This is a genomic window from Pedobacter metabolipauper (assembly GCF_004362715.1).
GTDB lineage: Bacteria > Bacteroidota > Bacteroidia > Sphingobacteriales > Sphingobacteriaceae > Pedobacter > Pedobacter metabolipauper.
On the sequence record NZ_SNYC01000003.1, the window covers coordinates 1141265 to 1166978 of the forward strand.

The following is a 25714-nucleotide window of genomic DNA, read 5'->3' on the forward strand; positions in this document are numbered from 1 at the left end:
GTGTATAGCTTTTTTAGGAATCGACACTGACAGGAAACTTGTCTTGTCCTGCTTTAGCTATATAGTATCCAAGCTAAACTCATTTAAGAGACGGACAACCTGGTATCAGGCTGTCATCCGCTTTTGCGTGTTCTTCCAATAAATCAGGTACAACAATCCAGTAAATGTAACGCCTGCAGTTGCATATAGTAAATAAGGAATCATGAGGATCACGTCCTGGTAAAACCAGCCGGTAAATAATGCGCCCAGTCCAATGCCCGCTTCCAGTGCAATATACATTGTGGCCATGGCTTTGCCCCTGTATTTAGGATCACTCAGATCAATGGTCCACGCATTTAATGCCGGTGACAGGATTCCCGTAGCTACGCCATAAACCACTGCGCCGCTAAGCAGTCCTGCTTCCGTTTTAAATGTACCAATAACAATTAATGACAAACAAAGGGTTACAAGTCCGGCAATAGCTACATTAAGACGGCCATGCCGGTCCGATACTTTACCTGAAATAAAACGGATTAATAACGAAGAAAGTGTAAATGCCATAAAAAACAAACCCTTGTTTGCCATGCCCAGGTAGCTACTCCAATCCGGGATCAACGTTAAGATTGCCCCATAGCCTACATAGGAAAGAAAAGTTACGATTGCCGAAGGTATGACACGGATATCTATAATGTCATACCTGGAGATCTTTAATGCTGACAGGCTGAACTTCTGCCTGTTCTGAAGCGTCTCTTTCATATTCATGAGGATGATGATGGACAGCAATGCAAAAAATGAAGAACAATAGAAAAGTACGTCTATTGAATATACACCGCTAATAAAGCTTCCGATTGCCGGGCCGATCGCCATTCCTGTGCTAAAACACAATCCATGAATCCCCAGTGCCTCTCCCCAGCGCTCCCTCGGAATAATATCTGCCACATAAGCTGCTGTTGCCGTTGGTTTAAAACCTGTAGAAAAGCCATGGATCAACCGTAAAAACAGAAATCCGGATACCGTTCCCAGAATGGGATATAGAAAACCGCAAACGAAACAGACTATGGAGCCCACAGCCATAACAGGAACCCGTCCGATGGTATCGGTTAACTTTCCGCTAAAAGGCCTGGAGATCCCCGCTGTAAGTGTAAATAATGCAATGATCAGTCCTTTATATTCTGCACCGCCAAGACTGCTCAGATATTGGGGCAGATCAGGGATCAGCATATTAAAGCTGGCAGAGAACAGCAATGAACTCAGACAAAGCAATGCAAACGGAAGGTTATATATAGGATCTTGATACCAGGAACTCTTCATAAACGCTGCAAAAATAACATTTTACAACCAGTTAAGTCTTATCGTTTTCCAGCAGATAAAATATAATCAGCAATGCGGTCTGTATCTGATTTGCTGGTGTGAATAACTATAGACACAGCAATTTTATAAACTAATCTGACAGCGCTCACCCTTAAGCAGGGTTACGCATTGCGCATCCGTATAATCATCCTTTATGCTGGCTTCATCCTTTTTGTAGTTGGCTTTAAGTTTCTTCCGGTTTAAGGACTGTGCAAACCGGCGCACATCATCTGCACTTTTTAAGATTAACCCCGGCACCACCTTAGGTTTGTGGTCGTCACCTATTGCTACCATTGTAAAGTAACTCGTATTTGTATGCTTTTTAACCTGTGTTTTTAAATTCTCAGAGATTACACGAATCCCAATGATCATAGAGGTATTGCCTACATAATTAACAGATGCCATCAGCGAAACGAGATCACCTACTTCTACAGGTGCCAAAAAATCAACAACATCTATTGAGGCAGTGATGCAATAGCCATCTGAATGTTTTGCTGCACAAACATAGGCTACCTTATCCATAAGGCTTAAGATGATCCCTCCGTGGATCTTACCGCCAAAATTGGAATAAGATGGGATCATTAATTCGGTTAAGGTAGTCTGGGAATCTTGAACAGCTTTAAAATCTTGCATAATACGTTGAAATTGATGAATAATGTTCTGGTTATTCAAATATGTAATTTTTTAAGGATTTAAGCTAAATACAGGGTTTATATACTCTTTTAAACATGCTTGATTGGTAGAATATTGCGTATGATTTCTATTTGGGAATCTATTTTATTATTAACTGAAAATAAATGATTTTACATCAAACAAATAAAATCAGCGCGTGTTATAGCGATTGACGACTGTTTTCTACCAGCTGCAGTTGTCCGACTTTGCTAGAAAAGATAAACACAAATCCTATGAAAAACACCTCAGATTCTGAACCAAAGTTCAGCACTCAAACACCTGCAAAAGCAGAGCCTGCATTAATGGAACTTTTTCTGGACTCCATTAAAGATATCTACTGGGCAGAAAATCACCTGGTAAAAACACTACCCAAAATGCAGAAGGCTGCTACTACAGAAAAATTAGCCAATGCAATTGGACAGCACCTTACACAAACAAAAGGGCACGTAGAATTATTGAACCAGGTATTTGAGCTTCTCGGAGAAAAAGCCGTCGCCAAGAAATGTGATGCCATGGAAGGCCTGGCAAAAGAAGGCGAAGGAATTATTGAAAGTACGGAGCAGGGAACTGCAACACGGGACGTGGGCATTATACTGGCTTCACAGAAAGTAGAACATTATGAAATTGCTACCTATGGCGGCCTAACCCAGTTGGCAAAAACACTCAATCTAACCGATGTGGCTGATATTTTTGCCCAAATCCTTGCTGAAGAAAAAGACGCTGATGCCATCCTGACGGACATTGCTGAAAATGACATCAATTACACGGCTGCTGAAGAAGCATAAATAAATCAGATATGGCGACTAAAAAGAATTCCGCAAAACCTGCGGCAGAGGCTATCTCTGAAAAAATAGTAAACCTTGCACCACATACCGAAAGCGGAAGTGGTGAACTGATGACCACCAACCATGGCCTAAAGATCAATGACGACCAAAATTCACTAAAGGCCGGTGAACGTGGGGCTACCCTTCTGGAGGATTTTATCCTGCGGGAAAAGATCACCCATTTTGACCATGAAAGAATCCCTGAGCGCATTGTACATGCCCGTGGTTCTGCAGCGCACGGTGTATTTAAAGTTTATGAATCACAAGCTGCGCTGACCAGGGCCAGCTTCCTTTCTGATCCGGAACTGGAAACACCCGTATTTGTGCGTTTTTCTACCGTTGCCGGGTCCCGCGGATCAACAGACCTTGCCAGGGATGTGAGGGGATTTGCTGTTAAATTTTATACACAAGAAGGTAACTTTGATCTGGTTGGTAATAATATGCCTGTTTTCTTTATTCAGGATGCGATCAAGTTTCCAGACCTGATCCATGCCGTTAAGCCGGAACCAGACAATGAAATGCCACAGGCTGCTTCTGCTCACGATACGTTTTGGGATTTTATCTCCTTAATGCCTGAGTCTGCCCATATGATCATGTGGGCTATGAGCGACAGGGCCCTGCCACGCAGTTACCGCATGATGGAAGGCTTTGGGGTACATACTTTCCGCTTTGTTAATGAACAGGGACAATCAAACTTTGTTAAATTTCATTGGAAGCCCCTATTAGGTGTGCATTCTGTGGCCTGGGATGAGGCTCAAAATATTTCTGGTAAAGACCCTGACTTTCATCGCCGCGACCTTTGGGATGCTATTGAAAGTGGTGCATTTCCGGAATGGGAACTTGGTGTACAGGTGGTTCCGGAAGCTGATGAATTTAAGTTTGAATTTGATCTGCTTGATCCAACCAAACTAATTCCGGAAGAGCTGGTTCCTGTTCAAAGGATCGGTAAGCTGACATTGAACCGCAATCCCGATAATTTCTTTGCCGAAACGGAACAGGTTGCCTTCCACGTTGGCCATGTTGTTCCGGGAATAGATTTTACCAATGATCCATTATTACAGGGACGCCTGTTCTCTTATACCGATACCCAGTTAATCCGTTTAGGCGGAACAAACTTCCATGAGATTCCAATCAACCGTCCTGTTATACCGGTTCATAATAACCAGCGCGACGGACACATGCGGCAGACCATCAACAAAGGGAAATCAAGCTATAGCCCGAATTCACTGGGTGGAAATGATCCGGCACAGGCAAAAGCTGCTGAAGGCGGGTTTACTTCGTACAATGAACGTATTGATGCGCGAAAGGTGCGTCAAAGGAGTAAAAGTTTCTTCGATCATTTTAGCCAGGCACGCCTGTTCTTTAACAGCCAGTCGGAGCCTGAAAAAAACCACCTGACGGATGCATTGACCTTTGAACTTGGCAAAGTTAAAACCGTTGCCATCCGCGAGCGGATGTTAGGCATACTTGCCCAAATTGACAAGGGACTTGCCGCACAGGTTGCCTACGGATTGGGAATACATGTACCTCAGGTACCTGAACAACCGATCAATAAAAGTATTCCAGCTGACGGTAACCCTGCTGATTACCAGCCAATACAAGCAGAAAGTTCTTTAACTTCTTCTGAAGCACTAAGTATGGCAAATACAATAAAAGACAGTATTGTAAGTCGCAAGATCGCTATTTTAGCTGCCGATGGTGTAAATGAAAAAGCGTTGAATACGGTTAAAAAAGCATTGCTTGCTGCCGGCGCTGTTGTTGAAGTTATTGCACCAAGACTTGGTTTCATTGTTTCTGAGAATGACGAACAGATTCCTGTTGATCAAAGCTTTTTAACGGCTGCTTCTGTATTGTTTGATGCGGTTTATGTTCCGGGAGGAACAAACAGTGTTGCTTCTATTGAAGCTGAGGCTGATGCGGTCCACTTTTTAAATGAAGCGTTTAAACATTGTAAGGCGATTGCTGCAGACAGTGATGCGATTCAGGTATTGGAAGCTACCTACTTTAGTAAAAAACTACCAGAAGATTATACGGATGAAACCGTATTAACCGAAGGCGTTGTGATCCAAAGCAAACCGGCCAAACTCGCTGAACAGTTTATTGCTGCTGTTGCACAGCACCGGTTCTGGGAAAGGGAGAAACCAAGAAAGGTTCCTGCGTAATACAATAAAAATAACCCCGGCAGTATGATCATGTACTACCGGGGTTTTTATTTTTATAAAGTTCTTCTTTTAATAATGATCTGTTATGCGTTTTCCATTATTCTAATGGCTTCTTCATTACCTTGTTGTGCGGCAAGATCAAATGCGGAAAGGCCTCTTACATCAAGTACCGCTAGATCTGCTCCGGAATTAACCAGGAGCTGAACAAGCTCATTTCTGCCAAACATGGCAGCAAACATCAGGGCTGTGCCGCCATTGCCATGCTGAAGATCCAGATTTGCACCATTGTAGATTAGCAGTTCTGCAATTTGAGGATACCCTTTAAAGGACACACCCATAAGCGCGGTGTTACCTCCCAGATCCTGGGCATCTATATCAACTCCGGCTTCAAGCAATAATTTTACCGCTTCAAGCTGATTGTTATAACTGGCAATGATTAGCGGGGTATATCCTTTTGCGTCCTGAACATTCAGGTCAGCACCTTTCGCAATAAAATCTTTAAGTGTGGTCAAGTCTCCGATCCTTGACGCGTGAATGAGTAGATCTGTCATATTTAGTATAACAAATACCGCGTAGATTGTTTGAAAAATTACAAATTACATGACCTAAAATTAATCTTCCTCTTCGAGATAGATCTCATGCACGAGGAATTTCACTTTATCTGATTTTTCTAATAATTCCGAAACATCTTCAGAATCGATATTATAGATCGTTTCACCAGAATCGGGAATTTCTGAATTTGGCACCAGTTCAAAAAACTGGCATCCATTATAGCTATCCAGTTCCACTATTTTTACGTAATTGACCCCGTTACTTTTCCAGTCCTTTAGAATATCCGCATTAAACAGCACGTACGGGTTTGTCTGATTTTCCATGGTGTAAAATTAATAATTTCTTTCGGGCACAGCGCATTCACCGACAAATACCGCCCATTTATCGATGCTTATTGCCACATCATTAGAAAATCATCAATCTTTATTTATAATTAAAAATTATGAAACGATTTAGATCCCCACCTTTGTAAACACCAATACAACTACTACTTTTACGGCGAGCACTATGCTAAGCAACCGCAGGAACGACAGGGAGATAATAAAAATACCGGCTTGTAAATATTAAACCAAAAAATATATCTTTATAGCGGCAATTAATATATATAAGAACCAAATAGTATTGATATGAAACGCAAAAGAACAATTACCACAGCATTGATCCTGGCGCTAAGCCCATTCTGTTTTAAGTTAGGTGCAGATGTATTTAAGTCTGGCATCAAAGATGGGAAAGCACATGCCTCACAGAATAAAGTAAAATCAGAAACTAAGAAAGCAGTTATTTAATTTTTAAAAAACCGGAATATTAGTTAGAATATTTTTCAGCTAATGATTTATTTTTTTTCTATTTTTAATAAACTTTAACTAGTTTAGCCCTTAATAATAACCATCCCTTGTCCAATGAATTGTAGATAATTAACTACTCAATTGAATAAGAAATAATTTATGCCAAAATTAAGTATACAAGATTTAGTTAGAAATAAGCAAATAAGCATTCGTCGTATTTATGATAAATATGCAGATAGTATGTTAGGATATGTATATGAGGTGGTTAAGGACCGTAAATTGGCCGAAGAATACCTTGTAGAAATATTTTGTGACATCTCCACCCATTTCGATGATAATGATCTGGAGGAAAATATCAACTGGAGCAAGCTGCAGCGTTTTGCAAAGAACAAACTCCAGGCTTTTAATGATACAATAAAACTTAGTGACCCGGGTACTGTTGCAGTAACTGTACATAACTCAAGTAATATGTATCTGGACAAGTTAACGGACGAGCAAAGATTGGTGTTTTGTGCTGCTTATTATTATGGGAAATCTGTTATATCCATTTCAGAAGAGTTAAGCATACCTAAAGAACAAGTACAAAAAACTTTAAAAGACGCTTTCTCTATTATACGTAAAACGAGTGAAAATTAATGAATATATAGATAGTGGAATACTCGAAGCTTACCTGTTCGGTAATGTGACAGAGGAAGAATCTGCAGAATTTTTAAGATTCAAAGAAGAATATCCAGAAGTAAAAACAGCCTTCAAAGAGCTTGAACATACGATGGAGCTTTTTGCCCGCGGGATGGGGAAAATCCCACCCCCTGGACTACTGACACAAATTGAAGCCAATATTAAAGAAGTTGTTCTTTACGATTCTGCCCCGTTAATTATTAAGGTGCCACACAAAGAACCGGAAGTGATTAAAGCTAATCCTGGTGAATTTATCCAAAACAAGGAAACCGTACCATTTGATATTGAACCGCCGCTTATACCAATCGGCAAATCGATTTTCTATTACATTGCCTTTCTTGGGACTATTTTTTTAATCATTGCCTTAATCATCTTTTTCATTCACCTGAAAGATCAGCAGGATCTGGAGCAGATCAAGACTGAGATGAGGATGAAACGTTAAAAATGGTTAATTTCAGTTAAATCTTTGTTAAAGCACCTGCCCGAGCCTGTGAAAATGGATGGTAAAAAGTAATTTGCCAGCATTAAGGCTCTAACTACTTTAACCCAATTTAAATGAACTTAAAAATATCAGTCCTTCTTGTATTAATGATTATCAGCAATCTTTGTTTTGCGCAGGAAACCATTTCTATTAATAACCAGGCAACGTTGCAGTTACCTGCAGGTGCTGTTAAATATACCGATAAAAAGTTCATCGCTACCCTTTCTGAAACGTTTAGCGGCCCTGTTCTGGAAGCATTAACCAAACACATCTATCAGGCCGATGGTATCATCTTTAGGTTTGTAATTAATACTGTTGTATCTCATAAGAACTATGTGCCTGATAAGAAAGCTTCATTGGATGCGGTTTTTATGGAACAGGATGTTTCTGAAGACGGAAAGCCCCAGCATCAATACGAATCACGGATCCGTGTAATTAATGGAAATGAAATATTAGTTTATGGCTTTAAAGAATCCGGCAGGTATAATTTCTTTTGCCTGAGTAAAGACCGGAAAATAGTTTTAATGGGTGAACTGGAAACTAAACCGGAATATAGCACTAAGACAGCTATTGTATTTAACAATCTTTTGGAGAGTATAAAATTTAGTAAATAAAAAATACTATAAAACTAAAATAATTAGTAATATTGTATATTCTATAAAGTAATATTTAATCGTATGTCCTATCCAGCTATAGTAGTCGCCAACGAACTTATAAAGCTTTCTTTATCTGAAGAGATTCCAATTACCCCGATGAAACTTCAAAAGATGGTTTATCTGGCCAACGGAATAAGTCTTAAAAGGAAAGGTGAAAAACTGGTCAATGAACGCTTCGAAGCCTGGGACTATGGTCCGGTAGTGACGAGTATCTATCATGATTTTAAAGAATACAGCGGAAACGTCATTCCTGAACCAAAGAATGTAAATATCTTTCAGGATGGCTCTTCATTTGCCAATTCCTCCTCGATCATTGTCAATGATGAGGATCTAAAAATAATTAAAGAGGCCTGGGATAATGCGAAAAATATTGAAGCCATTGCGCTTTCCGCGTGGTCCCATAATAAAAACTCTCCCTGGGATAAAGCCTATCATTCCAAACCAAAATCCGTATACATTTCTGATGACCACATCAAAGCCTATTTTGAAGATTTCATTAAAAATTAATGAGCATACAGGATACTATAATAAATGACGCCAATAATTCTTCTTTGGAAGTCCGTGACCGGGCTAAAGAAGAGTATGAGCAGTATGTTCGGGCTAAAAAACTTCAGAATGATGTGGTTGAGCAGGACAAGAACGAAAGAAAAGACTATGCCAGTGTTTTGGTAACCATTACCACGATCTGGCTGGCTATGGTCTTAATTATTTTCATTGCGATCGGCAAAGGCGATCTCATCTATTCAGACAGCGTAATCATTACCTTACTGACCACTACTACCGCAAACGTGATCAGTTTACTGGTTATTGTAGCCAACTACCTTTTTAAAAAATAAAAAAGGGAATAAGCCTTGACCTATCCCCCCATTAAAATTTATCCCTCATTGTAAATTTACAAAAAAAAATGAAACGACTGCTCCTATTTTCAATAATTCTCTTTTTAGGTTTACAAAGCTGCACTGATCAGCGCAGCACAACCGATACAGGAACAGTTGTACTGCCCCAGCCAAAGGCCATACCGAACTTAGCGTATGAAGTTAAGGCTACCCTGCCCCACGACAAATCCTTATTCACAGAAGGGTTATTTTTTCATGATGGACAGTTATTTGAAAGTACCGGTTCTCCGGAAGATATTGCGGAAAGCAAATCTATGGTTGGAATCATGAATACCGAAACTGGTGTTTTCAGTGCTAAGGCAGAATTAGACAAATCTGTATATTTTGGAGAAGGCAGCGTTATCTTTAATGACAAACTGTACCAGCTTACGTACAAAAATCAAAAGGGCTTTATCTATGACGCCAAAACTTTTAAAAAGACCGGTGAATTCCGTTATGCCAATTTAGAAGGATGGGGACTAACGACAGACAGCACTAATTTAATTATGAGTGATGGTACCAATAAGCTTACCTTCATTAATCCTGCTACGATGCAGCCCGTAAAATCATTATCCGTACTGGAAAATGACACACCTGTTGACAGGCTCAATGAGCTGGAATACATCAAAGGGTATATTTATGCCAATGTATGGCTAACCAATACGATCGTTAAAATAGATCCTGCTACCGGTAAATTGGTTGGAAAGCTGGATATAGGGCCTGTGTTTTTTACAGAGAAGAGTAAGAACATTGCTGGCATGGAACTCAATGGTATTGCCTACCTACCAAAAACGGATCGGATTTACATTACCGGAAAGCTATGGTCTACCATTTATGAAATTGAACTTAAATCTGCACAGTAGGGTATTCCATCATAGTCAATTGAAAGCAGATCTGACAATTACCTTTCAATTTCTGGTTGCTTTTAACTCTTATTACGCTTCAATTCCTGGAAAACATCTTTTGTAATTTCAAACCAATGGTGTGGTACACCTTCATAATCAAATTGCTCCACACATTTAAGGCCTGATTTTTCCAGTACTTTTTTTGACGCTTCATTTCTGCAATCTGCTATTGCATAAATTTCTGTAATACCAAGTGTTGAAAATCCATAGCTTAAAGAAGCGTATGCGGCTTCGGTAGCAAAGCCCTTTCCCCAATACCGTTTAATCAGCCGATATCCAAGATCATAATGTCCGAAGCGGTTGTTGACAGGGGTTGTCATTAACTTTAGCCCTGCCCATCCTACAAATTCATTGGTACTTTTTTCAATTATGGCGAGTCTGCCAACCCCATTTTTCACATATTGATCGCGGATAAACTCAATTTGATGTACGGCTTCTTCTATGGTTTTAACCGGATGATTACCCAAGAAGGTATGTACTTCAGGATCTGAATCGAGTTCAAACATGGCGTGTTTATCTGTTGGTAAGATCTCTCTTAAATAAATGCGATCTGATTCAGTTAAAATTTTCATTAGGGATATAATAGTTATCTAAATGTATACTGGTTATCTGATTTGCTTCATTATCGCAATAATGTCTTCATTACCATATTCAGGTTCTGCCTGCTGAAAGGTTTGGAACAATACATTCGCTAATGGTGAATCTAACCCTTCATCTTTTGCCAGGCGCAGATCTTTCGCAATGTGTTTTAATGCAAATGCTGCGTTGTAATTTTCATTGATAATGGCATCTCCTTTTATTTTAATGAACACGCTGCTTAATGCGCTATTATTAATCAGCTCCATCATGGCTTCATTTGGAATGTGATGCTGTTGTGCAAATACAAGTGCTTCCGATAATCCCTGTGCATAAAATCCAAGTAAGGTATTGATGGCCAGCTTCGCGGTATTGCCGGATCCACTGTCTCCAATCCTTTTATTTAACTTACCCAATTTTTCAAATATTGGTTTCACTTGCTGAAAGGCAGATTCATCTCCCCCAACCATGATGACCAGTTGTCCCGTTTCCGCTTGCTTTACGCTTCCTGAAACTGGTGCATCCAGATAATAGTTACCTTGCTCTTTACATAGCTGTGAAAACGCTTTGCTTATACCAGGAGAAACTGTACTCATATTCACGATAACTTTACCACGAACGTTTGCAGCAAGCAATCCATCTGTACCATTGAAGAGATCATCAATGGCCTGATCATCCGAAACCATCATAAAGACGACCTCATTAAGTTCAATCAATTCTTTGGGAGAAGATGCAACTGCTGCTCCTAAAGACCTTAACGTTTCTGCTTTCTCTTTGCTCCGGTTATAAACGGTTACCGGATAAGCTGCATCTATCAATTGCTGAGACATTGGATTACCCATATTACCTAAGCCGATCCATCCTATTTTAGTCGTATTCATCTTATTTTTTGTATTAATGCTATTTTCCTGACCTGTAAAGGTATTGATTATATAAGTAGCCTGTATTTCTGCTCTATTGAGACAAGGGCAAAAATGTACTTTATTTATTAAATGAAGTACATTTTATTAAATTTAGTACCTTCATAAAAAATATTAAATGATTCCCAGAGGTAAGCTGGATATATCTTTTTCAGATATTGGTACCGGTATTTATTATTGTATCAGCAAGTTCTTAAAGTTCAACAGATCTTTAAGTCCGTTAAAAGACAATACGCTTTTATGTTTATCTGTAAGAACTGGTTTTGACCTTACCTTATCTGCATTAAAACTTCCTGCAGGTTCTGAGATAATTGTAACTAATATCAATATCCCGGATATGTTTGCCATTATCAAGGCACATGGTCTGGTTGCAGTTCCAATCCCGTTATGTAAACACACATTAGGTATTTCTGCCAGACAGGTTGAAGCTGTTATTGGCCCAAACACGAAAGCAATCCTGGTTACCCATTTATTTGGTGCTGTAATGGACACTGAGGAATTAGCAGATATTGCCAGGCGCAAAGGATTACTGGTCATTGAAGATTGCGCGCAGGCTTTTATAGGAAGCAAATATACCGGGAATAAGCAGTCTGATGTTGTGATGTATAGTTTTGGATTGATTAAAACCAATACAACCTTAACCGGTGCCATGCTTCAGATCAATAACCAGGTTCTTTGTACGGATGTCAGCGCCTTAAATGATGCTCTTCCCAGACAGAAAACCCGCTTATATCTTAAAAAACTATTCAAGGGTCTTCTTATCAAAATACTCACTTTAAAAATCATATACTCGCTATTGTACCGGTTTAGCCGGGCTAAGGGAATCGATTTTGACGACCTTTTATCTGGTTTCTCTAAAGGATTTCCAGGAACAGATGTTATGAAGAAGATCAGATTTAGACCTTGTGTTCCAAATGAACAATTAATGCATACCCGCTTAACTCATTTTTCTGACAAACAAATTAAAAAAAGAAAAGACCTGGCAACAGATCTTCTCCGGAATATTAGCCCTGATGCTGAAATTGGAAAAAGAAATATAAACCACGCTCATTGGGTACTTCCCGTTCAATGCAAAGACCCTGAGCTTTTTATCTCCCGCTTACGTGCCAATGGCTTCGATGCCACAGCTAAAGCATCCAGTTTAGTTCAGCTTCCTGCAAGTACGATTGACCACGAAGACAATTATGATCTATTACAACTGGAACATTTGGTATATCTGCCTATGTTTACAGGAATGAGTAAGCATAAAAGAGAAGAATTAAATCTTTTGATCAATCAAAGCACCGGTTAAGCGTTTTTATTAAACTAATCGCCTTAATTTTTGTTGCTACAGCAACGCTTAACGGAAATTCAAAAGCGCATCACATCAATGAAGTCAAAGTCTGCATCTCAAAAATCTATTTATAGTGCGTTAATCGCGAATCTTTTAATTGCCATTACCAAATTTGTTGCCGGAGGATTAAGCAGCAGTGCAGCCATGATTTCTGAAGGGATCCACTCGCTGGTAGATACCGTAAATCAGCTGCTGCTGTTATTTGGTTTAAAGCAAAGCCGCAAACCAGCCGATGCGCTCCGCCCGTTTGGCTATGGTAAAGAATTATATTTCTGGTCTTTCATTGTTTCTATCTTAATTTTTGGTCTCGGTGGAGGTCTTTCCATCTACCAGGGTGTTACACACATCATCCACCCCGATGAGCTTAGAGATCCGACCTGGAATTATGTGGTCTTGGGTATATCGGTCATTTTTGAAGGAACTTCCCTTTACATTGCCTTTAAAGAATTCAATGAATCGCGTGGAGATGATAAGTTTTGGGCTGCTATTATTAAAAGTAAGAATCCTGCTAGTTTTCTTGTTCTTTTTGAAGATGGCGGTGCGGTACTGGGGTTATTTATTGTAGCCATCTGCCTGTTCATTGGTCACCAATTTAACTTGCCATTTTTAGATGGCTTAGCATCGCTTTTGGTTGGATTGCTCCTGGTTGTTATTTCTATTATCCTTGCACGCGAAAGCAGGAGTTTATTGATGGGAGAAGGCATTGCATTGCCCACTCAACAGAAAATAATCCGATTGGCTGAAAAAGACCCGACGGTGATCCATGCCAGACATATTCTATCTACCTATCAATCTCCGGAAGAAGTGGTATTGATGCTGATTGTTTCGTTTAAAGCGGATTTAAACACAGATGACATCAACGATGCCATTATCCGCATCCGGGGAGACATCAAAAAAGCCTTTCCATTTGTAAGTTTCATCATCATCCAACCCGAAGCCTGATTTTAATATCATATCATTTCAATTAAATACAACGCTGTTAGTTTGTGTTAACTGGACTTTCAATTCAAACTTTAATTGACAACGAAAATTTAATCAGGATTAAGATCAATGACAAAGTCTGTTTGACCGGGCTTTACTGTTTTTAATGAAAATTCAAACCCATGGTTCAGCAGAATTTCCCTAACCAGTGTTAGCCCGATTCCCTGTCCGTCTTTTTTTGTAGTGAAGAACGGACTAAATAACTGCTCACTCAATAAATCGGAAATACCTGCACCGCTATCAGAAATGACCAGTTGGTTTAGTATGGCATCGATGCTTACCGTAACCGTACCCTGATGATCTATAGCTTCAATTGCATTTTTATAGATGTTGATCAATACCTGACCCATTTGCTGAATGTCAGCATTTATATAAAAGGGATCTACTGGCAGCTTAAACTTAAAACTAACCTGATGCTCATTCGCTTTGATCTGCATGAAATCTGAAACGGAGTGAATTAGCGCACACAGATCAACACTGCGCTTACTGACCGGGGAAAGCTTTACCAGATCTGCAAAATTGCGCATGAACAGGTTAAGGTTTTGATTTCGCTCTACGGCAACATACATCGCATTTTTTAACGCATCTTTATCTTTAGAAACCCAAAGACTTCCATGATCAAGCGCCATATTGATAATTGAGTTTACTGGTCCTATGGTATTGTTTACCTCATGGGCCATCATCTTGATCACTTTTCCATAAGCATTCTTTTCAGCCTCAAAGATCTCTGCCGTTACTTCTTCGATCATCACAAATACCCTGGAAAAACCACGGTCTATAAAATATGATTTCTGTAGTTTATAGGTATTAAATCCCCCTATCCGGATCATTTTAGATTCGCCTGCCTTTAAATGTGTTATCTGCTCAAGAAACAGGGATGGATTGGGCGTTAGGATTAAGGATGCTTTAGGATTGATCTGTGTGATCTGCTGGTCATAATCAAGAATGATGATACCTGTTGGCGACGTATGAATGAGTTTTTCCAAAAAGAAATGCTGTTCTTCCTGCTTGGTACGCTCAATTCTTAGTTCATCAATCATTTGATTGTATACAGAGATGAGGTTATCCATTTCGGGTTTACCTGTAGGCAAAAATTTCACATTAAAGTCTTTGTCTTTGATCGCATTGATCCCTTCATTTAAATAAACCAGGGGCTGAACCAGCTGCTGGTATAACTTGATCGAGATGACCACTGAAATGATGATCACTACCTCTGATGCAATAAACAGGAGCTTATTATTTTCAAAGATCAGATAGGTTAACACCACAAATATGAGGTGAAGCATTACCATAAACAGGATGTACTTAGTCTTCAGTTTCATTAAATGGAATTTGATACTTTTCCAGCCTGCGGTACAGTGCATTCCTGGTAATCCCTAAGGATGCGGCGGCCTTGCTGATCTTATTCTGGTGGAAGTTCATGGCTCTTTTTACCATCTCTACTTCCATTTGCTCAAGAGTAATGGTACCGACAACCGGAAACTGGGTATTTATTTTTTTTGACGGAGCCTGTTCCAGCTGTACTTTAAAATCATCCAGACCCAGTTCATCATTTTTACTGACCAGGATACTTCTTTCGACCAGATTTTTCAGCTCCCTGATGTTGCCTGGCAGCGGCAGCTGCTGCAGCCATTTCATTGCCGCAGCGGATACGGATAATGCCGGACGGTTATAGATCTCTTTCAGGTTATTGATAAAAAAACTGACCAGCAACGGGATGTCACCCGGGCGTTCACGCAGGGCGGGCAAACGAATGGTGATCAGGTTGATGCGATACAACAGATCTTCCCTGAAAGTGCCCGCACCGACCATTTCCTGAAGGTTTTTATTTGTTGCACACACCACCCTGATATCGACCACTTTTGTTCTGCTGCTTCCCAATACCTCATAGGTCCGGTCTTGCAGCACCCGCAGCAATTTAACCTGACTGCCGGGTTCCAGATCTCCAATCTCATCTAAAAAGATGGTGCCTTTATTGGCCATTTCAAAACGGCCCGTCCGGTCAAATCGCGCATCGGTAAATGCGCCGCGTACATGGCCAAACATTTCACTTTCAAACAATGAGGATGAAATACCGCCGAGGTTCACTTTTATAAATGGCTTATTGCGCCTCAGACTGTTTTCATGGATCGCTTCTGCAATGAGTTCCTTGCCGGTACCGCTTTCGCCCATTACCAACACCGATGCATCGGTACCGGATACCCGTCCAATTGTTTCCAAAATGGCCAGCATCGCAGGATCTTCCGCTATAATATGATCAAACTGATATTTTTTATCGAGCTGTTTACGGGTAACGTGTTCTTTCTTTGCCGATTTTAACTCTACCAGTGTCTTTACGGACTGCAATACATGTTCGTTGTTCCAGGGCTTATGGATAAAATCATTTGCACCCAGTTTCATTCCCTGAACCGCCAGGTCTATACTTGCCCAGCCTGTGATGAGAATGATTGGAAGATCGGAACCTGTATTTCTGACCCGGGTTAACAGATCCATCCCCTCTTTACCGGAGGTATCAATTGAAAAATTAAGATCCATGATGATCAGTTCCAGGTTATTGTGCTCCAATGACCTTAGTGCCTCTGCTGCATTATTTGCCGTGGTTACCTGCTTTCCAGCATTTTCCAGCAAAAGCGTGAGGGAGGTTCTTACCGCAATATCGTCATCAACAATTAATATCATATACAAATATAATATAAGTTATTCTTCATGTAAGGCTACTGCCGGATGAATAGCCGCTGCTTGTTTGCCTGGATAAAGTGAGCAAAGAAAAACCAACAGGTACACGAACAGCAAAGACAACAACAAGGCTACCAGGTACACACTTGACGCGATATTAAACACATTAAGCAACGGAAACTGAATGGCAAAGAATGTTCCCACGATAAGTGCGAGGGTAGCCAAAATTAATGACTCGCTCACCAGCTGATAACTGACTGATCTGCCGCTGGCGCCAATGGCCCTGCGTAAACCTATTTCTCCCCTCCTTTTACTGATGTTGTACCAGAGTACGCCAAACAGGCCAAGGGCGACATTGATGATCAGGAAGCCGGCAATGATGATGAAGATGGTCATTGGAAATATGACATCTCCATTTTTAGCATCGTGAATTTCTGATAAATGAACGATCTCAATGTTCGAATTCTTAATGTTGTTCGCTAAAACCTTGTACAGTTTACTTTCAAATGCAGCGTCGGCATCGGGGCTTACTTTAATTAATATATCTCCTATCCACTTCCGGGATCCGGTATCTATCCGGTTATACATCGCATATCCGGCAGTCAGGTAATCGCCATCTGCTTTTACATCCTGAACCACCCCGATCACTTTCATCTTGGCATTTTCCTCGTCGCCGATTAATTTTCCAACAGCACTTTCTGTACCGAACATGGCTTTTTTTAGGGCGTCATTGATTACGATGGGATTATATTTATTTACCCCATCGGTATTGTTAAACCAGCGCCCTTCACTGAGGTTCATTGACAGTACGGTATGATAGGTATCTTCCGTAAAATAGGTATTTATGCGATCATATTTTCTCCCATTACTGGTAAAACCGGTAGTAGAATGGCTGTTTGCGTAAGGAAAATTGCTGCTGGAATAGGTAATTTCCTGAACTTTAGACAGGGATTTAATATTGGTCCTTACATTTTCAAAGAACATTTTCAGGGAATCCGCATCCTTAATCTTTAACGAATTATTAAAGCTTACCGCCCAGACCCGTTCATATGCTATACCTCTGGGCTTACTATAATTCTGGTAATAAAAAACAAGAGAAGAGAACACGGCAAAAACAACCATAAAGGATACCAGAATCTCTGAGAGGAATAGAAAGTTTTGTTTTCTTTTATTCCAGATCAATTTAAATAAATGCTTAAACATAATAGTTTCTTTAGATCGTTTATTATTGTGATTTTAACGCGGTAACTACATTTAACCTGGACATGCGCCACGCTGGATATACTCCGGATAGCAATCCAAAGAGCAGACAGATCACCAGTCCGAAAGACAGCACTGTTAGGTTTAAAGACAGACTTAGATTTGGAACAAGATTGGATTGGTTAAATGCATAGATCACAATGATGGATAATACGACACCAATCAACCCGCCCAAAAGGGTCAGAATAATGTTCTCCACTACAAACTGGTAGACCAGTGTTCTTGAAGAAGCCCCAAAGGCTTTACGAACGCCAATCTCAGACGATCTTTCCATGATCCGGGTAATGTTTATGTTGATGAGGTTAATGGTTGGCAGCAGTAAAAACAGGAGAATTACTAAACTCATGATGGTAATCATTAACCATATTCCTGAATTTGCCCCATTGCCAAATATGTTTCTGGAAAATGCTTCCAGGCTGGTATCGGCATTCACATACATCAAATCAAATTCCTTATCCCCATGCGGTACTTTGGCGATCATCTGTTCGTATTCGGCCTTCATTTTGGGCATTTCTGCCTCCGAACGTGCGAGTAGCACTGCGCCATAACCACCCAGTAAGCCTACTTCTTTGTAATCGCTTTTAGATACGGTATATGGAAGGTACAGGTCTGCATAGAAATTACGCAGGGTTCTGGGCAAGTCTTTAACAACACCAACAACCCGGTAACTCACATTATCTGCCTCAATGTATTTTCCGACAGCTGTAGCTACATCGCCAAAGTAATTCTTCCTGGTGGCCGCTGTAATGACAGCAACATGGGCTGCTTGTTCAATTTGCTGTTTGCTATAAGGCTTACCTTCCAGAAACTGGTATTCAGCAACATCCCAGTAGTCGGCATTGGTATACTTATATTCAATAACCAGCTTCTTGTTGTTAATATAGGTATTTGCAGGGCTAGAAAACGTAAATATCGCCACCTTCTCCGGTGTTTTAAGTTTAGAAATGTACTTACTCAGCAAATGATATGATGCGGAGCTTACATTGATCCAGCCGTCTTTTGAATTTTCTAATTGTACGCGGGTGATATACAATGACCGGGCTCTTTTATAATCCGGATAATCGGGACTAAACATTTTATCTGTAAAGGCAGTAGCTACCATGAGGATGGTGAGCGTAAAGCTGATTCCGAATAAACTGATAAAAGTGAAGAACTTTCTTCTCTTTAATACCGCTATAGCTATTTTAAAGTAATTTTTAAGCATAACTATACGACTTGAGATCCATCAAATAATCGAACCAGGCGATGTGTTTTATGCGCCATATTTTCATCATGGGTAACCATGATGATGGTAGTTCCGTCATTCTTGTTCAGGTTGATCAGGATCTCCATGATCTCGTTCCCCATTGCACTGTCCAGGTTTCCTGTAGGTTCATCGGCGAGTATGATCTGCGGTTTACCAACAATGGCACGTGCAATGGCTACCCGCTGGCGCTGTCCGCCAGAAAGCTGATTTGGAAAATGCCTGAGCCTGTTGCTTAGTCCAACCTTTTCCAAAGCTTCTGTGGCAAGATCTTTCCGTTCTTTGGCCGATGATGCTCTGTACAAAAGCGGAAGCTCTACGTTGTCTATTACCTGAAGGTCATTGATCAGATGGTAGCTCTGAAAGATAAACCCGAGTTTTTTGTTCCGGAACTTTGCCAGTTGCTGGTCTGAAAATTTGCTGACATCCTGGTCGTCAATCCGGATAATCCCTTTCGATGGTTCATCCAGCAGCCCCATAATATTCAACAGTGTACTTTTACCACATCCTGAGGGCCCCATGATGGATAAAAATTCACCTTTTGCAACATCCAGACTGATGCCGTTGACAGCCAGTGTTTCAACCGTATCTGTACGGTATACCTTTTCAATATTTTGTAAACGTATCATAGTGTATAATTTTACTAATTATTTATTAATAAGTTATTTTTTCATTCTTTTCAAAATCAAACAGCGACAGGTACCGCAGCTGGTAATAAGCTCCCCAGAAGTCCCTCAACGATGCAATGTAATCCCGTTTGGCCCGGTCACTTTCCTGAAAGGCAATACTGAGGTCTGTGATGCTTAGATTTCCAAGCACGTAGCGCTCACTGGCAATCTGGTATTTTTCAGACGCAATGCGGTCTGCCTGCACCGTTAGATCCATCTGTTCGCGGATCATGTTAAAGAGTGTTACCTGGGTTACGATCTGCTGTTTAAAGGTTTGCTTGTCCTGCTCTACTTCATAGGTTGTAAATTGTTCATTAGCCTGTGCTGTTTTAGCCTTTGACTTAGACCTTCCCCAATCCATTACCGGGATAGATAGCTGAAGATGCACTGACTGCTGACTTTTGGGTGAGCGGTACACATCAAAAATGCTGCTGGCTGCATTTGAAAATCCGAGGTTGGCATTGAGGGTTGCGTTGAGGCCATTTTCGCCTTTTGCCTTGGCTACTGCTTTTTTTGCTTCCGCGATGCGCCTGACAAATGCAATGGCATCTGACCGGTTCTCAAATGCTTCAGACAGTACACGGTCTGCCGAGACACTCATCTGGTTTACCTCTGCTGGTGTAACCAGTACGATTCTTTCTGCTCCGTCAAGACCAGCATAGCTCCGCAGGTTCAGCGTGGCTATTTCTACATCACGCCTGGCCGTTCCAACTGATTTTTGCGCATTTAACTGTTCCAGCTGCAGCTGAAGGATCTCATTTTTTGAGATTTTCCCCAATTCAAACTTGGTGTTCGCAATGCTGAGGATCTTTCCGGTATTGATGTAATTTGTTTCTGCAATGTGCAGGTTTACCTGTGCCAGCAGCAAGTCAAAGAAGTAACCGGTTACTTGTACTGAGATCTGTTCCTGAGACTCTATATAGGCCTGTTTACTTTCATTGAACTTGAGCGGTTCTATCTTCTTATCCCATTTTAAACTGTTAAACTGCAGCAATGGCTGTGTGTATCCCAGTCCGTATGGAATTCCATTATACAGCACATTATCCCTGTCAAAATCAGTAAACCGCTGCAATTGCGTGGTTCCATAGATGGTACCTCCTGTTGCCGCCAGACTCTGACTGAAATTTAAGGTTAGTGATGAATTATCGTTATGGATGGGTTGAAAAAGAATGGTTCCATCTGGCTGAAGCACCTGCGCATATGTTTTATTATATCCGGGCAGCGTTCCGCTTAGCGAAAGCTGGGGCTGATAGTTTGACTTAAACGTACGCCACTCCCAGTATTTGGTTTCTTTTACGGTAACCGCCTGCTTCGCTGAAATGGAATTGGCCTTTGCTTTGGCCACCACTTCCGTTAATGTTAACCGCAGTGTATCTGCCTGGCTATTGCCCAGTGCTGTTAAGCTGCACAGTATAGCAGATGCTAAAAGCATGGAGATTTTCATATTCTTTAGCATCATTTGTTGATTACGATTTCTTTGGTATGCAGATAATTGCTCATATCGGAAGTGATTACGGTTTCTCCTGCCTTAATTCCGCTCAGGATCTCAATGTAATCGAAATTGCTGAGCCCTGTTTTTACTGTTCTACGCTCTGCTTTATCTCCTTTAATTACAAATACTTCCTGCAGGTTAGATCCTTTAAATGCCGGGCCATTCTCAATCCGCACAACCTGGTTACGGGTTTCGGTAATCAGGAATACATCCACTTTCATATTTGGCCGGAGCAGCTTATTGTTCTTTTCGTCCAGTTTGATGTCAAATGAAACAATGGCATTGTTAACTGAAGGAGATACATTGACTATAGACCCTCTCAGCTGGCTGTCATTGATCTTGATGATGGCGACCATATTGTTATGGATTTGATCCAGAAAGTTATCTGAGATGCTTCCTGCGAGCTTATAACTACTCAGATCTGCTATTCTGGCCAGTGATTCTCCTTCCTTGATGCTGGCCCCAATGTTTTTATTTACCCAGGTTACTACACCATCGCGGGTAGCTACGATATTGGCAAGATCCAGCTTCCGCGTTAAAGCAGCCTGCTCATTTCTCTGGATGGCCAAAGCGATCTCTGCTTCGCGGATCTCAATCTTCATTGTCTGCTGTTTATTTTTGATCTCATTCTCCAGCTGCTGTTTTTCAAGTTCGGCAACCTTCAGGTTCAGTTCTGCCTGGTCAATTTCTTCTTTGGTACCACCACCGGCCTTAAATAATCTTTTTGCACTCGAAACGGCATCTTTCAGATTACTGATGCGAAGTTGTTTGATGTTGTTGTTGGAATTGATGTCATAGAATGTTTTCGTAAGATCCAGTTTCAGTTTGCGGATCTCATTTTCTTTAGATTCGATCTGGAACTTCAGTTTATCGACATCGGTTTGGGCAGCTGATTTATCTAAAGTGAGTATAGATTGTCCGGCCTTTACTTTTGTACCGGCATCCATAATTACATTTCTCAATGCTGCGTTAATGGGACTCGTTAATATTTCTTCAAATTCAGGAAGTACCTCTCCGGTTGCATTGATCGTATTTTCAATATTTCCAACCGCTGCTTTTGCCGTTACAAATTCTGCTGGATCTATAGCAGGTTTAAAAAAACTGCGCAGGATCAGAACACTGCTGATGATCAGTACCAGAACAATAAATACCAGTATGATCGTTTTCTTTCTTTTTTTGGCTGAAACCTCTTCTTCAATTATGATGTCCATTATATCCTTTATTTGGACAAGGCTTTACAAGACGAATGCCAACATCAAATATCTGAATATCAAATATTTATAAAATATTAAATTTATAAAAATGCCCGATATCGAACATTTGGTTTGGTATCGGGCAATTGGATTACAAATAGGGATTTGAAGGAATGAGGAGCAGGCGGTAGTTATTGTCTTTAAGGGCGCGTTGTGTATTTTCATCAGGCATCTGTTTAAAGATAATGGCAGAAAGCACCTGTCCGGGTATAATCTTTAAACTGACCAGAAGATCCAGGAGCTTCTTTTTTAGCCGGAGGATTCGAAACTTCCCTACTGCCGGGTCTGCCACTATATTTTCAAAATCTTTATTGTAAAAATTCGGGTTTATGCGCTTGAAAGCTACCATAGGCAGGTTAAGGCCTGCAGCAAATTTCTCAAACTCCCGTTCTGATACTTTATATACAAAGTTACCTACAGGTTCATAAGAAAACCTGTTCTTCCAGACTTTCTCTAAAAGCTTTGATTTTTTAGATAATAGATTAGTCAAAAACAACAAGGCCGGCATTTTAGAAACCGGATCCTGGGGTTCAATGATCACGATGCCTTGTTTGGCAACGCGGATCATTTCATACAATGCAGCGTATGGCCTTGGGAAATGGTGGTAAGATTCTTTACACAGTACATAATCAAAACTCTGATCATCAAAAGAAAGCTGCTCTGCATTTTCTGCAGCATATTTTGTGATGATCTGCTGTGCCAGAGCGACCTTTAGGAAGTCGCCGTTCAAATCTGTTGCCAGTACCTCCGCCCCTGCAGATGCCAGGTATTGTGCATCGAATCCATACGCATCACCTATGGTTAGCCAGGATGGTTTAGAACGATCCATTAACGGATCTATGCAGGTATAGAATAGTTGCTGAAGCCAACTGGCGATTGTGTTCTTGCCGGCTGATCTTTTCAGATCATAATAGTTTTCTTTATCTGTATCTGTTGGAAAATGATGGTTATACCATTCGCCATGACGGCCATAACTTTTTTGGTGGAACATATGATCTGTTTGGTATGTACATTACGGATGCTGCTTAAAAAACGCTTGGTAGAAAAAAACTTACTTTTGTTTTCGTTTTTACCCAACGTTTAACATCTGGCCTGCGTAATGGTAGTAGTTATATTTATGAGCACTTTACTGAATTATTTGAATGAACCTCTTTGTTAAGCAAAGTTCCAGGCTGATTAAGGGCTGCAAAGCCAATGACAGAAGTGCCCAGGAAGGCTTATATAAGCAGTTCTATGCCGAAATGTTAAGGATATGCTATCGCTATTTAAAAACTGACGATCTTGCATCTGAAGCACTAAATACAGGGTTTTTAAAGGTTTTTAGCCACATTAATGAATTTGATGAAGTTAAGGGTGAGCTGGGTGCCTGGATCCGTACCATTATGATCCGGACGTGTATTGACCTTTCCCGGAAGGAATTAAAATTCAGCAGCATCAGCAATTATACCGATGATTTGGAATCTGTCTTTGTAGAACCGACCATACTCAGTAAGCTTTATGCAGAAGACTTGTTGAAAAGTATCCGCAAACTACCTGAAGCCTCAAAATTGGTCTTTAACCTTTCTGTGCTGGATGGTTATTCCCACAGGGAAATTGCCGGACAGCTAAACATTAGCGAAAGTACTTCCAGGTGGCATTTGTCTGAAGCTAAAAAACTGTTAAGGGCAATGCTTACCCGCTCCACAAATAAAATGTATCCTCCAACTGATAATAATAAGGCCACATGAGAAATTCAGCTTGGTATTCTAAATTATGGCATAAAAAGCTTGGTGAAATTCCTTTAAAGGAGGATGCTGCTGCTGCATGGCAAAATATGAACAGTTTACTCGATCAGCAGCTGCCGGTTAACAGCACGCCTTCTTCTGCCACCTCAGCCGGGCATACCGCTGCCGGGCATGCTGCGAAATCAATTGCTGCAAAGATAGCCGGGTATTTGGGTTATATACTTCCTGCTGCAGCAATCATCAGCACTACCGTTTATTTCTTCTCTCTGGGTTCGGATCAGTCCAAATCTATTGATCCTGTAAAGGATCAGAAAGTAAGAGCAGCCACTAAGTTTACAGATACTGCAGTTTCCAATGATCCTGGGCTTGATTCTCTTGAGTCTGCTACAGATACTTCGTTTAACAACGCTGGTATTCCTGAATTTGCTGGTGCAGATGCAAATTTAGATCTTACTGGTGCTGTCCGCAAGACTGCCGGGTCTAAGCCGCTTGGTGTAAATCAAACCCAGGTGTCTGCATCGCCCCTGGCTTCTTCAAATTCTTCAGGTGTTCCTGCCATTCAAAACGGAAATGCATCATCTGGCAAACCCCGTACAAGTTCTCCTTTAACGCCATTTCAGAACACAAGGGCATCATCTGGTAAAACCGATACAAAATCTGCTTCCGTATATCAAAGGAAAACGGTATATGCTGCCCGATCCCATAAAAACACCCCTTTAATTGAAGATCAGAACAAAACCGCTGGATCCGGTCAAACCCGGGGAAACCCACATGTATCCACTAATCAGGGTTGGAATTTTAGCAGTAATGGGATCCTGCAGCCTGTAGTGCACAACGGTTCAGGTATTGTCCAATCAGCAGGATACACCCGGCCGGAGCACAAACTGACGTTAAATGGCAGTGGGTCCGCTGTAAGACCAAACATTCCTGGAATGAAGAAACCCGGGGATTCCAGGTTTGAAAAATTGAAGGTCAGGAACGAGGTTAAAGCAGCAAAAAGATTGAGACAAGAACAACTCCGTGCAGATAAGTATGCCGCTAAAATTAAAGCGGCTAAGGTAAAGATCATTAAAGAAAAACCTGTTAAGGAAACTAAGCTTACTGCATATAGTTACAGTTTGGAAGCTGGTATAAACGCCTCAAAACAAAACACCTTTTATTTTGGTGCATTTGGCAGTTATGTGCTCACACCCAAGTGGTCTGTTGGGGCTGGCCTGCGCTTAAATACCCCAAGATCCTTTTCCAATGATTACCTAGACTCTATCGCCACCCAGCTGGATTCGTTTTATTCAGTAACCGTAAAAGATCAGAGAAGTGTGCTGGTCATGGATATTCCGGTATTCCTGTCTTACAAACTTACCGACAAGCTCAGCATTAAAGGCGGGCCTGTAATAAGTTTTCCTTTAAAGCAATCAAACATTAAAGCAACTTACATCAGGAATCAAACTGACTCTTTAGTGAATATAATTAACCCTATACTTAAAAACACAAAGATGAATGGCTTGAATATTGGATTTAGCGGTGGTTTTAATATGCAATTGAAACGGTTTGGGATCGACGCTAAATATTTATTGATGAGTCCTTATAAATTTAACAATGATCTTGGATCATTTAGAAACACCTACCAGACCTTTCAGCTGGGGATTACTTATCGTTTAAAATAACCCAT

27 protein-coding genes are annotated in these 25714 nt (G+C 40.7%); 13 read left to right on the forward strand and 14 right to left on the reverse strand.

What is annotated here, in order from left to right; genetic code table 11:
- Positions 1–105 precede the first annotated feature (105 nt).
- Together ATK78_RS04945 and ATK78_RS04950 are read right to left on the reverse strand one after the other, a co-directional pair.
- Entirely contained in the window at positions 106–1290 is a 1185-nt protein-coding gene (locus ATK78_RS04945; protein WP_133574925.1) for an MFS transporter, read from the reverse strand.
- Positions 1291–1413: 123 nt separating this feature from the next.
- Positions 1414–1962: an acyl-CoA thioesterase gene (locus ATK78_RS04950; RefSeq protein ID WP_133574926.1), complete on the reverse strand. Its 549-nt coding sequence runs from the start codon at positions 1960–1962 to the stop codon at positions 1414–1416.
- 272 nt (positions 1963–2234) lie between these two features.
- Between ATK78_RS04950 and ATK78_RS04955 the strand changes: the two genes are divergently transcribed.
- Together ATK78_RS04955 and ATK78_RS04960 are read left to right on the forward strand one after the other, a co-directional pair.
- On the forward strand, positions 2235–2786 hold the full coding sequence (locus ATK78_RS04955) for a YciE/YciF ferroxidase family protein (RefSeq protein ID WP_133574927.1): 552 nt from the start codon (positions 2235–2237) through the stop codon (positions 2784–2786).
- Between the two features lie 11 nt (positions 2787–2797).
- Entirely contained in the window at positions 2798–4987 is a 2190-nt protein-coding gene (locus ATK78_RS04960; protein ID WP_133574928.1) for a catalase, read from the forward strand.
- An 83-nt stretch (positions 4988–5070) separates the two neighbouring features.
- On the opposite strand, the gene ATK78_RS04965 is transcribed toward ATK78_RS04960, so the two are convergent.
- Both ATK78_RS04965 and ATK78_RS04970 read right to left on the reverse strand, forming a co-directional pair.
- Positions 5071–5538 (reverse strand): ankyrin repeat domain-containing protein, encoded by a 468-nt coding sequence (locus ATK78_RS04965; protein WP_133574929.1) that lies wholly within the window; start codon positions 5536–5538, stop codon positions 5071–5073.
- Between the two features lie 60 nt (positions 5539–5598).
- Positions 5599–5862, reverse strand: coding sequence for a hypothetical protein (locus ATK78_RS04970; RefSeq protein WP_133574930.1), 264 nt, complete (start codon positions 5860–5862; stop codon positions 5599–5601).
- A 303-nt stretch (positions 5863–6165) separates the two neighbouring features.
- Between ATK78_RS04970 and ATK78_RS22685 the strand changes: the two genes are divergently transcribed.
- The 7 genes from ATK78_RS22685 to ATK78_RS05000 all read left to right on the forward strand — a co-directional run bounded on the left by ATK78_RS22685 (position 6166) and on the right by ATK78_RS05000 (position 9877).
- The gene (locus tag ATK78_RS22685) at positions 6166–6324 is read left to right on the forward strand and encodes a hypothetical protein (protein WP_166664826.1); all 159 of its coding nucleotides are present in this window, start codon (positions 6166–6168) and stop codon (positions 6322–6324) included.
- A 159-nt stretch (positions 6325–6483) separates the two neighbouring features.
- On the forward strand, positions 6484–6960 hold the full coding sequence (locus ATK78_RS04975) for an RNA polymerase sigma factor (protein ID WP_133574931.1): 477 nt from the start codon (positions 6484–6486) through the stop codon (positions 6958–6960).
- Positions 6950–7444 (forward strand): hypothetical protein, encoded by a 495-nt coding sequence (locus ATK78_RS04980; RefSeq protein WP_133574932.1) that lies wholly within the window; start codon positions 6950–6952, stop codon positions 7442–7444. The genes ATK78_RS04975 and ATK78_RS04980 overlap by 11 nt, the downstream gene beginning before the upstream one ends.
- A gap of 113 nt (positions 7445–7557) precedes the next feature.
- Positions 7558–8097 carry a hypothetical protein gene (locus tag ATK78_RS04985; protein WP_133574933.1) on the forward strand — a complete coding sequence of 180 codons (540 nt, stop codon included), beginning with the start codon at positions 7558–7560 and terminating at the stop codon, positions 8095–8097.
- Between the two features lie 63 nt (positions 8098–8160).
- Positions 8161–8646: a Panacea domain-containing protein gene (locus ATK78_RS04990; protein WP_133574934.1), complete on the forward strand. Its 486-nt coding sequence runs from the start codon at positions 8161–8163 to the stop codon at positions 8644–8646.
- The gene (locus ATK78_RS04995) at positions 8646–8975 is read left to right on the forward strand and encodes a hypothetical protein (RefSeq protein WP_133574935.1); all 330 of its coding nucleotides are present in this window, start codon (positions 8646–8648) and stop codon (positions 8973–8975) included. The genes ATK78_RS04990 and ATK78_RS04995 overlap by 1 nt, the downstream gene beginning before the upstream one ends.
- Before the next feature lie 68 nt (positions 8976–9043).
- Positions 9044–9877 (forward strand): glutaminyl-peptide cyclotransferase, encoded by an 834-nt coding sequence (locus ATK78_RS05000; RefSeq protein ID WP_133574936.1) that lies wholly within the window; start codon positions 9044–9046, stop codon positions 9875–9877.
- Between the two features lie 62 nt (positions 9878–9939).
- Here ATK78_RS05000 and ATK78_RS05005 read toward each other — a convergent pair whose 3' ends face one another.
- Both ATK78_RS05005 and ATK78_RS05010 read right to left on the reverse strand, forming a co-directional pair.
- Entirely contained in the window at positions 9940–10491 is a 552-nt protein-coding gene (locus ATK78_RS05005) for a GNAT family N-acetyltransferase (RefSeq protein WP_133574937.1), read from the reverse strand.
- 33 nt (positions 10492–10524) lie between these two features.
- Positions 10525–11376: an NAD(P)-dependent oxidoreductase gene (locus ATK78_RS05010; protein ID WP_133574938.1), complete on the reverse strand. Its 852-nt coding sequence runs from the start codon at positions 11374–11376 to the stop codon at positions 10525–10527.
- Positions 11377–11533: 157 nt separating this feature from the next.
- On the opposite strand from ATK78_RS05010, the gene ATK78_RS05015 reads away from it, so the two are divergent.
- Together ATK78_RS05015 and ATK78_RS05020 are read left to right on the forward strand one after the other, a co-directional pair.
- Positions 11534–12706 carry an aminotransferase class V-fold PLP-dependent enzyme gene (locus ATK78_RS05015; protein ID WP_133574939.1) on the forward strand — a complete coding sequence of 391 codons (1173 nt, stop codon included), beginning with the start codon at positions 11534–11536 and terminating at the stop codon, positions 12704–12706.
- A gap of 78 nt (positions 12707–12784) precedes the next feature.
- Entirely contained in the window at positions 12785–13690 is a 906-nt protein-coding gene (locus tag ATK78_RS05020) for a cation diffusion facilitator family transporter (RefSeq protein WP_133574940.1), read from the forward strand.
- Positions 13691–13779: 89 nt separating this feature from the next.
- Here the strand turns inward: ATK78_RS05020 and ATK78_RS05025 are convergent, their stop codons facing one another.
- The 8 genes from ATK78_RS05025 to ATK78_RS05060 form a co-directional block, all read right to left on the reverse strand.
- A complete protein-coding gene (locus ATK78_RS05025) occupies positions 13780–15051 on the reverse strand; it encodes a sensor histidine kinase (RefSeq protein ID WP_133574941.1) in 1272 nt (423 codons plus the stop codon).
- Positions 15035–16408, reverse strand: coding sequence for a sigma-54-dependent transcriptional regulator (locus tag ATK78_RS05030; RefSeq protein WP_133574942.1), 1374 nt, complete (start codon positions 16406–16408; stop codon positions 15035–15037). Before ATK78_RS05030 ends, ATK78_RS05025 begins: the two co-directional genes overlap by 17 nt.
- A gap of 18 nt (positions 16409–16426) precedes the next feature.
- Positions 16427–17608, reverse strand: a complete 1182-nt coding sequence (locus ATK78_RS05035; protein WP_133574943.1) for an ABC transporter permease — start codon at positions 17606–17608, stop codon at positions 16427–16429.
- 22 nt (positions 17609–17630) lie between these two features.
- Complete coding sequence (locus tag ATK78_RS05040; protein ID WP_133574944.1) at positions 17631–18869, reverse strand: ABC transporter permease; 1239 nt, start codon at positions 18867–18869, stop codon at positions 17631–17633.
- 2 nt (positions 18870–18871) lie between these two features.
- Positions 18872–19537 (reverse strand): ABC transporter ATP-binding protein, encoded by a 666-nt coding sequence (locus ATK78_RS05045; RefSeq protein WP_133574945.1) that lies wholly within the window; start codon positions 19535–19537, stop codon positions 18872–18874.
- Between the two features lie 25 nt (positions 19538–19562).
- A complete protein-coding gene (locus ATK78_RS05050; RefSeq protein ID WP_133575288.1) occupies positions 19563–21020 on the reverse strand; it encodes a TolC family protein in 1458 nt (485 codons plus the stop codon).
- An 11-nt stretch (positions 21021–21031) separates the two neighbouring features.
- On the reverse strand, positions 21032–22279 hold the full coding sequence (locus tag ATK78_RS05055; RefSeq protein WP_133574946.1) for an efflux RND transporter periplasmic adaptor subunit: 1248 nt from the start codon (positions 22277–22279) through the stop codon (positions 21032–21034).
- Positions 22280–22412: 133 nt separating this feature from the next.
- The gene (locus tag ATK78_RS05060; protein WP_133574947.1) at positions 22413–23312 is read right to left on the reverse strand and encodes a class I SAM-dependent methyltransferase; all 900 of its coding nucleotides are present in this window, start codon (positions 23310–23312) and stop codon (positions 22413–22415) included.
- Positions 23313–23463: 151 nt separating this feature from the next.
- On the opposite strand from ATK78_RS05060, the gene ATK78_RS05065 reads away from it, so the two are divergent.
- Positions 23464–24048: an RNA polymerase sigma factor gene (locus tag ATK78_RS05065; protein WP_133574948.1), complete on the forward strand. Its 585-nt coding sequence runs from the start codon at positions 23464–23466 to the stop codon at positions 24046–24048.
- Entirely contained in the window at positions 24045–25709 is a 1665-nt protein-coding gene (locus tag ATK78_RS05070) for a porin family protein (RefSeq protein ID WP_133574949.1), read from the forward strand. The genes ATK78_RS05065 and ATK78_RS05070 overlap by 4 nt, the downstream gene beginning before the upstream one ends.
- Positions 25710–25714 lie beyond the last annotated feature (5 nt).

Bases quoted from the DNA above. Each gene is read 5' to 3' on its own strand.
- ATK78_RS05040 (WP_133574944.1), bottom strand. From the start codon at position 18,869: ATGCTTAAAAATTACTTTAAAATAGCTATAGCGGTATTAAAGAGAAGA.
- ATK78_RS05000 (WP_133574936.1), top strand. From the start codon at position 9,044: ATGAAACGACTGCTCCTATTTTCAATAATTCTCTTTTTAGGTTTACAA.
- ATK78_RS05020 (WP_133574940.1), top strand. From the start codon at position 12,785: ATGAAGTCAAAGTCTGCATCTCAAAAATCTATTTATAGTGCGTTAATC.
- ATK78_RS22685 (WP_166664826.1), top strand. From the start codon at position 6,166: ATGAAACGCAAAAGAACAATTACCACAGCATTGATCCTGGCGCTAAGC.
- ATK78_RS04960 (WP_133574928.1), top strand. From the start codon at position 2,798: ATGGCGACTAAAAAGAATTCCGCAAAACCTGCGGCAGAGGCTATCTCT.
- ATK78_RS04975 (WP_133574931.1), top strand. From the start codon at position 6,484: ATGCCAAAATTAAGTATACAAGATTTAGTTAGAAATAAGCAAATAAGC.
- ATK78_RS04970 (WP_133574930.1), bottom strand. From the start codon at position 5,862: ATGGAAAATCAGACAAACCCGTACGTGCTGTTTAATGCGGATATTCTA.
- ATK78_RS04950 (WP_133574926.1), bottom strand. From the start codon at position 1,962: ATGCAAGATTTTAAAGCTGTTCAAGATTCCCAGACTACCTTAACCGAA.
- ATK78_RS05060 (WP_133574947.1), bottom strand. From the start codon at position 23,312: ATGTTCCACCAAAAAAGTTATGGCCGTCATGGCGAATGGTATAACCAT.
- ATK78_RS04955 (WP_133574927.1), top strand. From the start codon at position 2,235: ATGAAAAACACCTCAGATTCTGAACCAAAGTTCAGCACTCAAACACCT.
- ATK78_RS05070 (WP_133574949.1), top strand. From the start codon at position 24,045: ATGAGAAATTCAGCTTGGTATTCTAAATTATGGCATAAAAAGCTTGGT.
- ATK78_RS05035 (WP_133574943.1), bottom strand. From the start codon at position 17,608: ATGTTTAAGCATTTATTTAAATTGATCTGGAATAAAAGAAAACAAAAC.
- ATK78_RS05050 (WP_133575288.1), bottom strand. From the start codon at position 21,020: ATGAAAATCTCCATGCTTTTAGCATCTGCTATACTGTGCAGCTTAACA.
- ATK78_RS05015 (WP_133574939.1), top strand. From the start codon at position 11,534: ATGATTCCCAGAGGTAAGCTGGATATATCTTTTTCAGATATTGGTACC.
- ATK78_RS05005 (WP_133574937.1), bottom strand. From the start codon at position 10,491: ATGAAAATTTTAACTGAATCAGATCGCATTTATTTAAGAGAGATCTTA.
- ATK78_RS05025 (WP_133574941.1), bottom strand. From the start codon at position 15,051: ATGAAACTGAAGACTAAGTACATCCTGTTTATGGTAATGCTTCACCTC.
- ATK78_RS05055 (WP_133574946.1), bottom strand. From the start codon at position 22,279: ATGGACATCATAATTGAAGAAGAGGTTTCAGCCAAAAAAAGAAAGAAA.
- ATK78_RS05065 (WP_133574948.1), top strand. From the start codon at position 23,464: ATGAACCTCTTTGTTAAGCAAAGTTCCAGGCTGATTAAGGGCTGCAAA.
- ATK78_RS04945 (WP_133574925.1), bottom strand. From the start codon at position 1,290: ATGAAGAGTTCCTGGTATCAAGATCCTATATATAACCTTCCGTTTGCA.
- ATK78_RS05030 (WP_133574942.1), bottom strand. From the start codon at position 16,408: ATGATATTAATTGTTGATGACGATATTGCGGTAAGAACCTCCCTCACG.
- ATK78_RS05010 (WP_133574938.1), bottom strand. From the start codon at position 11,376: ATGAATACGACTAAAATAGGATGGATCGGCTTAGGTAATATGGGTAAT.
- ATK78_RS05045 (WP_133574945.1), bottom strand. From the start codon at position 19,537: ATGATACGTTTACAAAATATTGAAAAGGTATACCGTACAGATACGGTT.
- ATK78_RS04995 (WP_133574935.1), top strand. From the start codon at position 8,646: ATGAGCATACAGGATACTATAATAAATGACGCCAATAATTCTTCTTTG.
- ATK78_RS04990 (WP_133574934.1), top strand. From the start codon at position 8,161: ATGTCCTATCCAGCTATAGTAGTCGCCAACGAACTTATAAAGCTTTCT.
- ATK78_RS04985 (WP_133574933.1), top strand. From the start codon at position 7,558: ATGAACTTAAAAATATCAGTCCTTCTTGTATTAATGATTATCAGCAAT.
- ATK78_RS04965 (WP_133574929.1), bottom strand. From the start codon at position 5,538: ATGACAGATCTACTCATTCACGCGTCAAGGATCGGAGACTTGACCACA.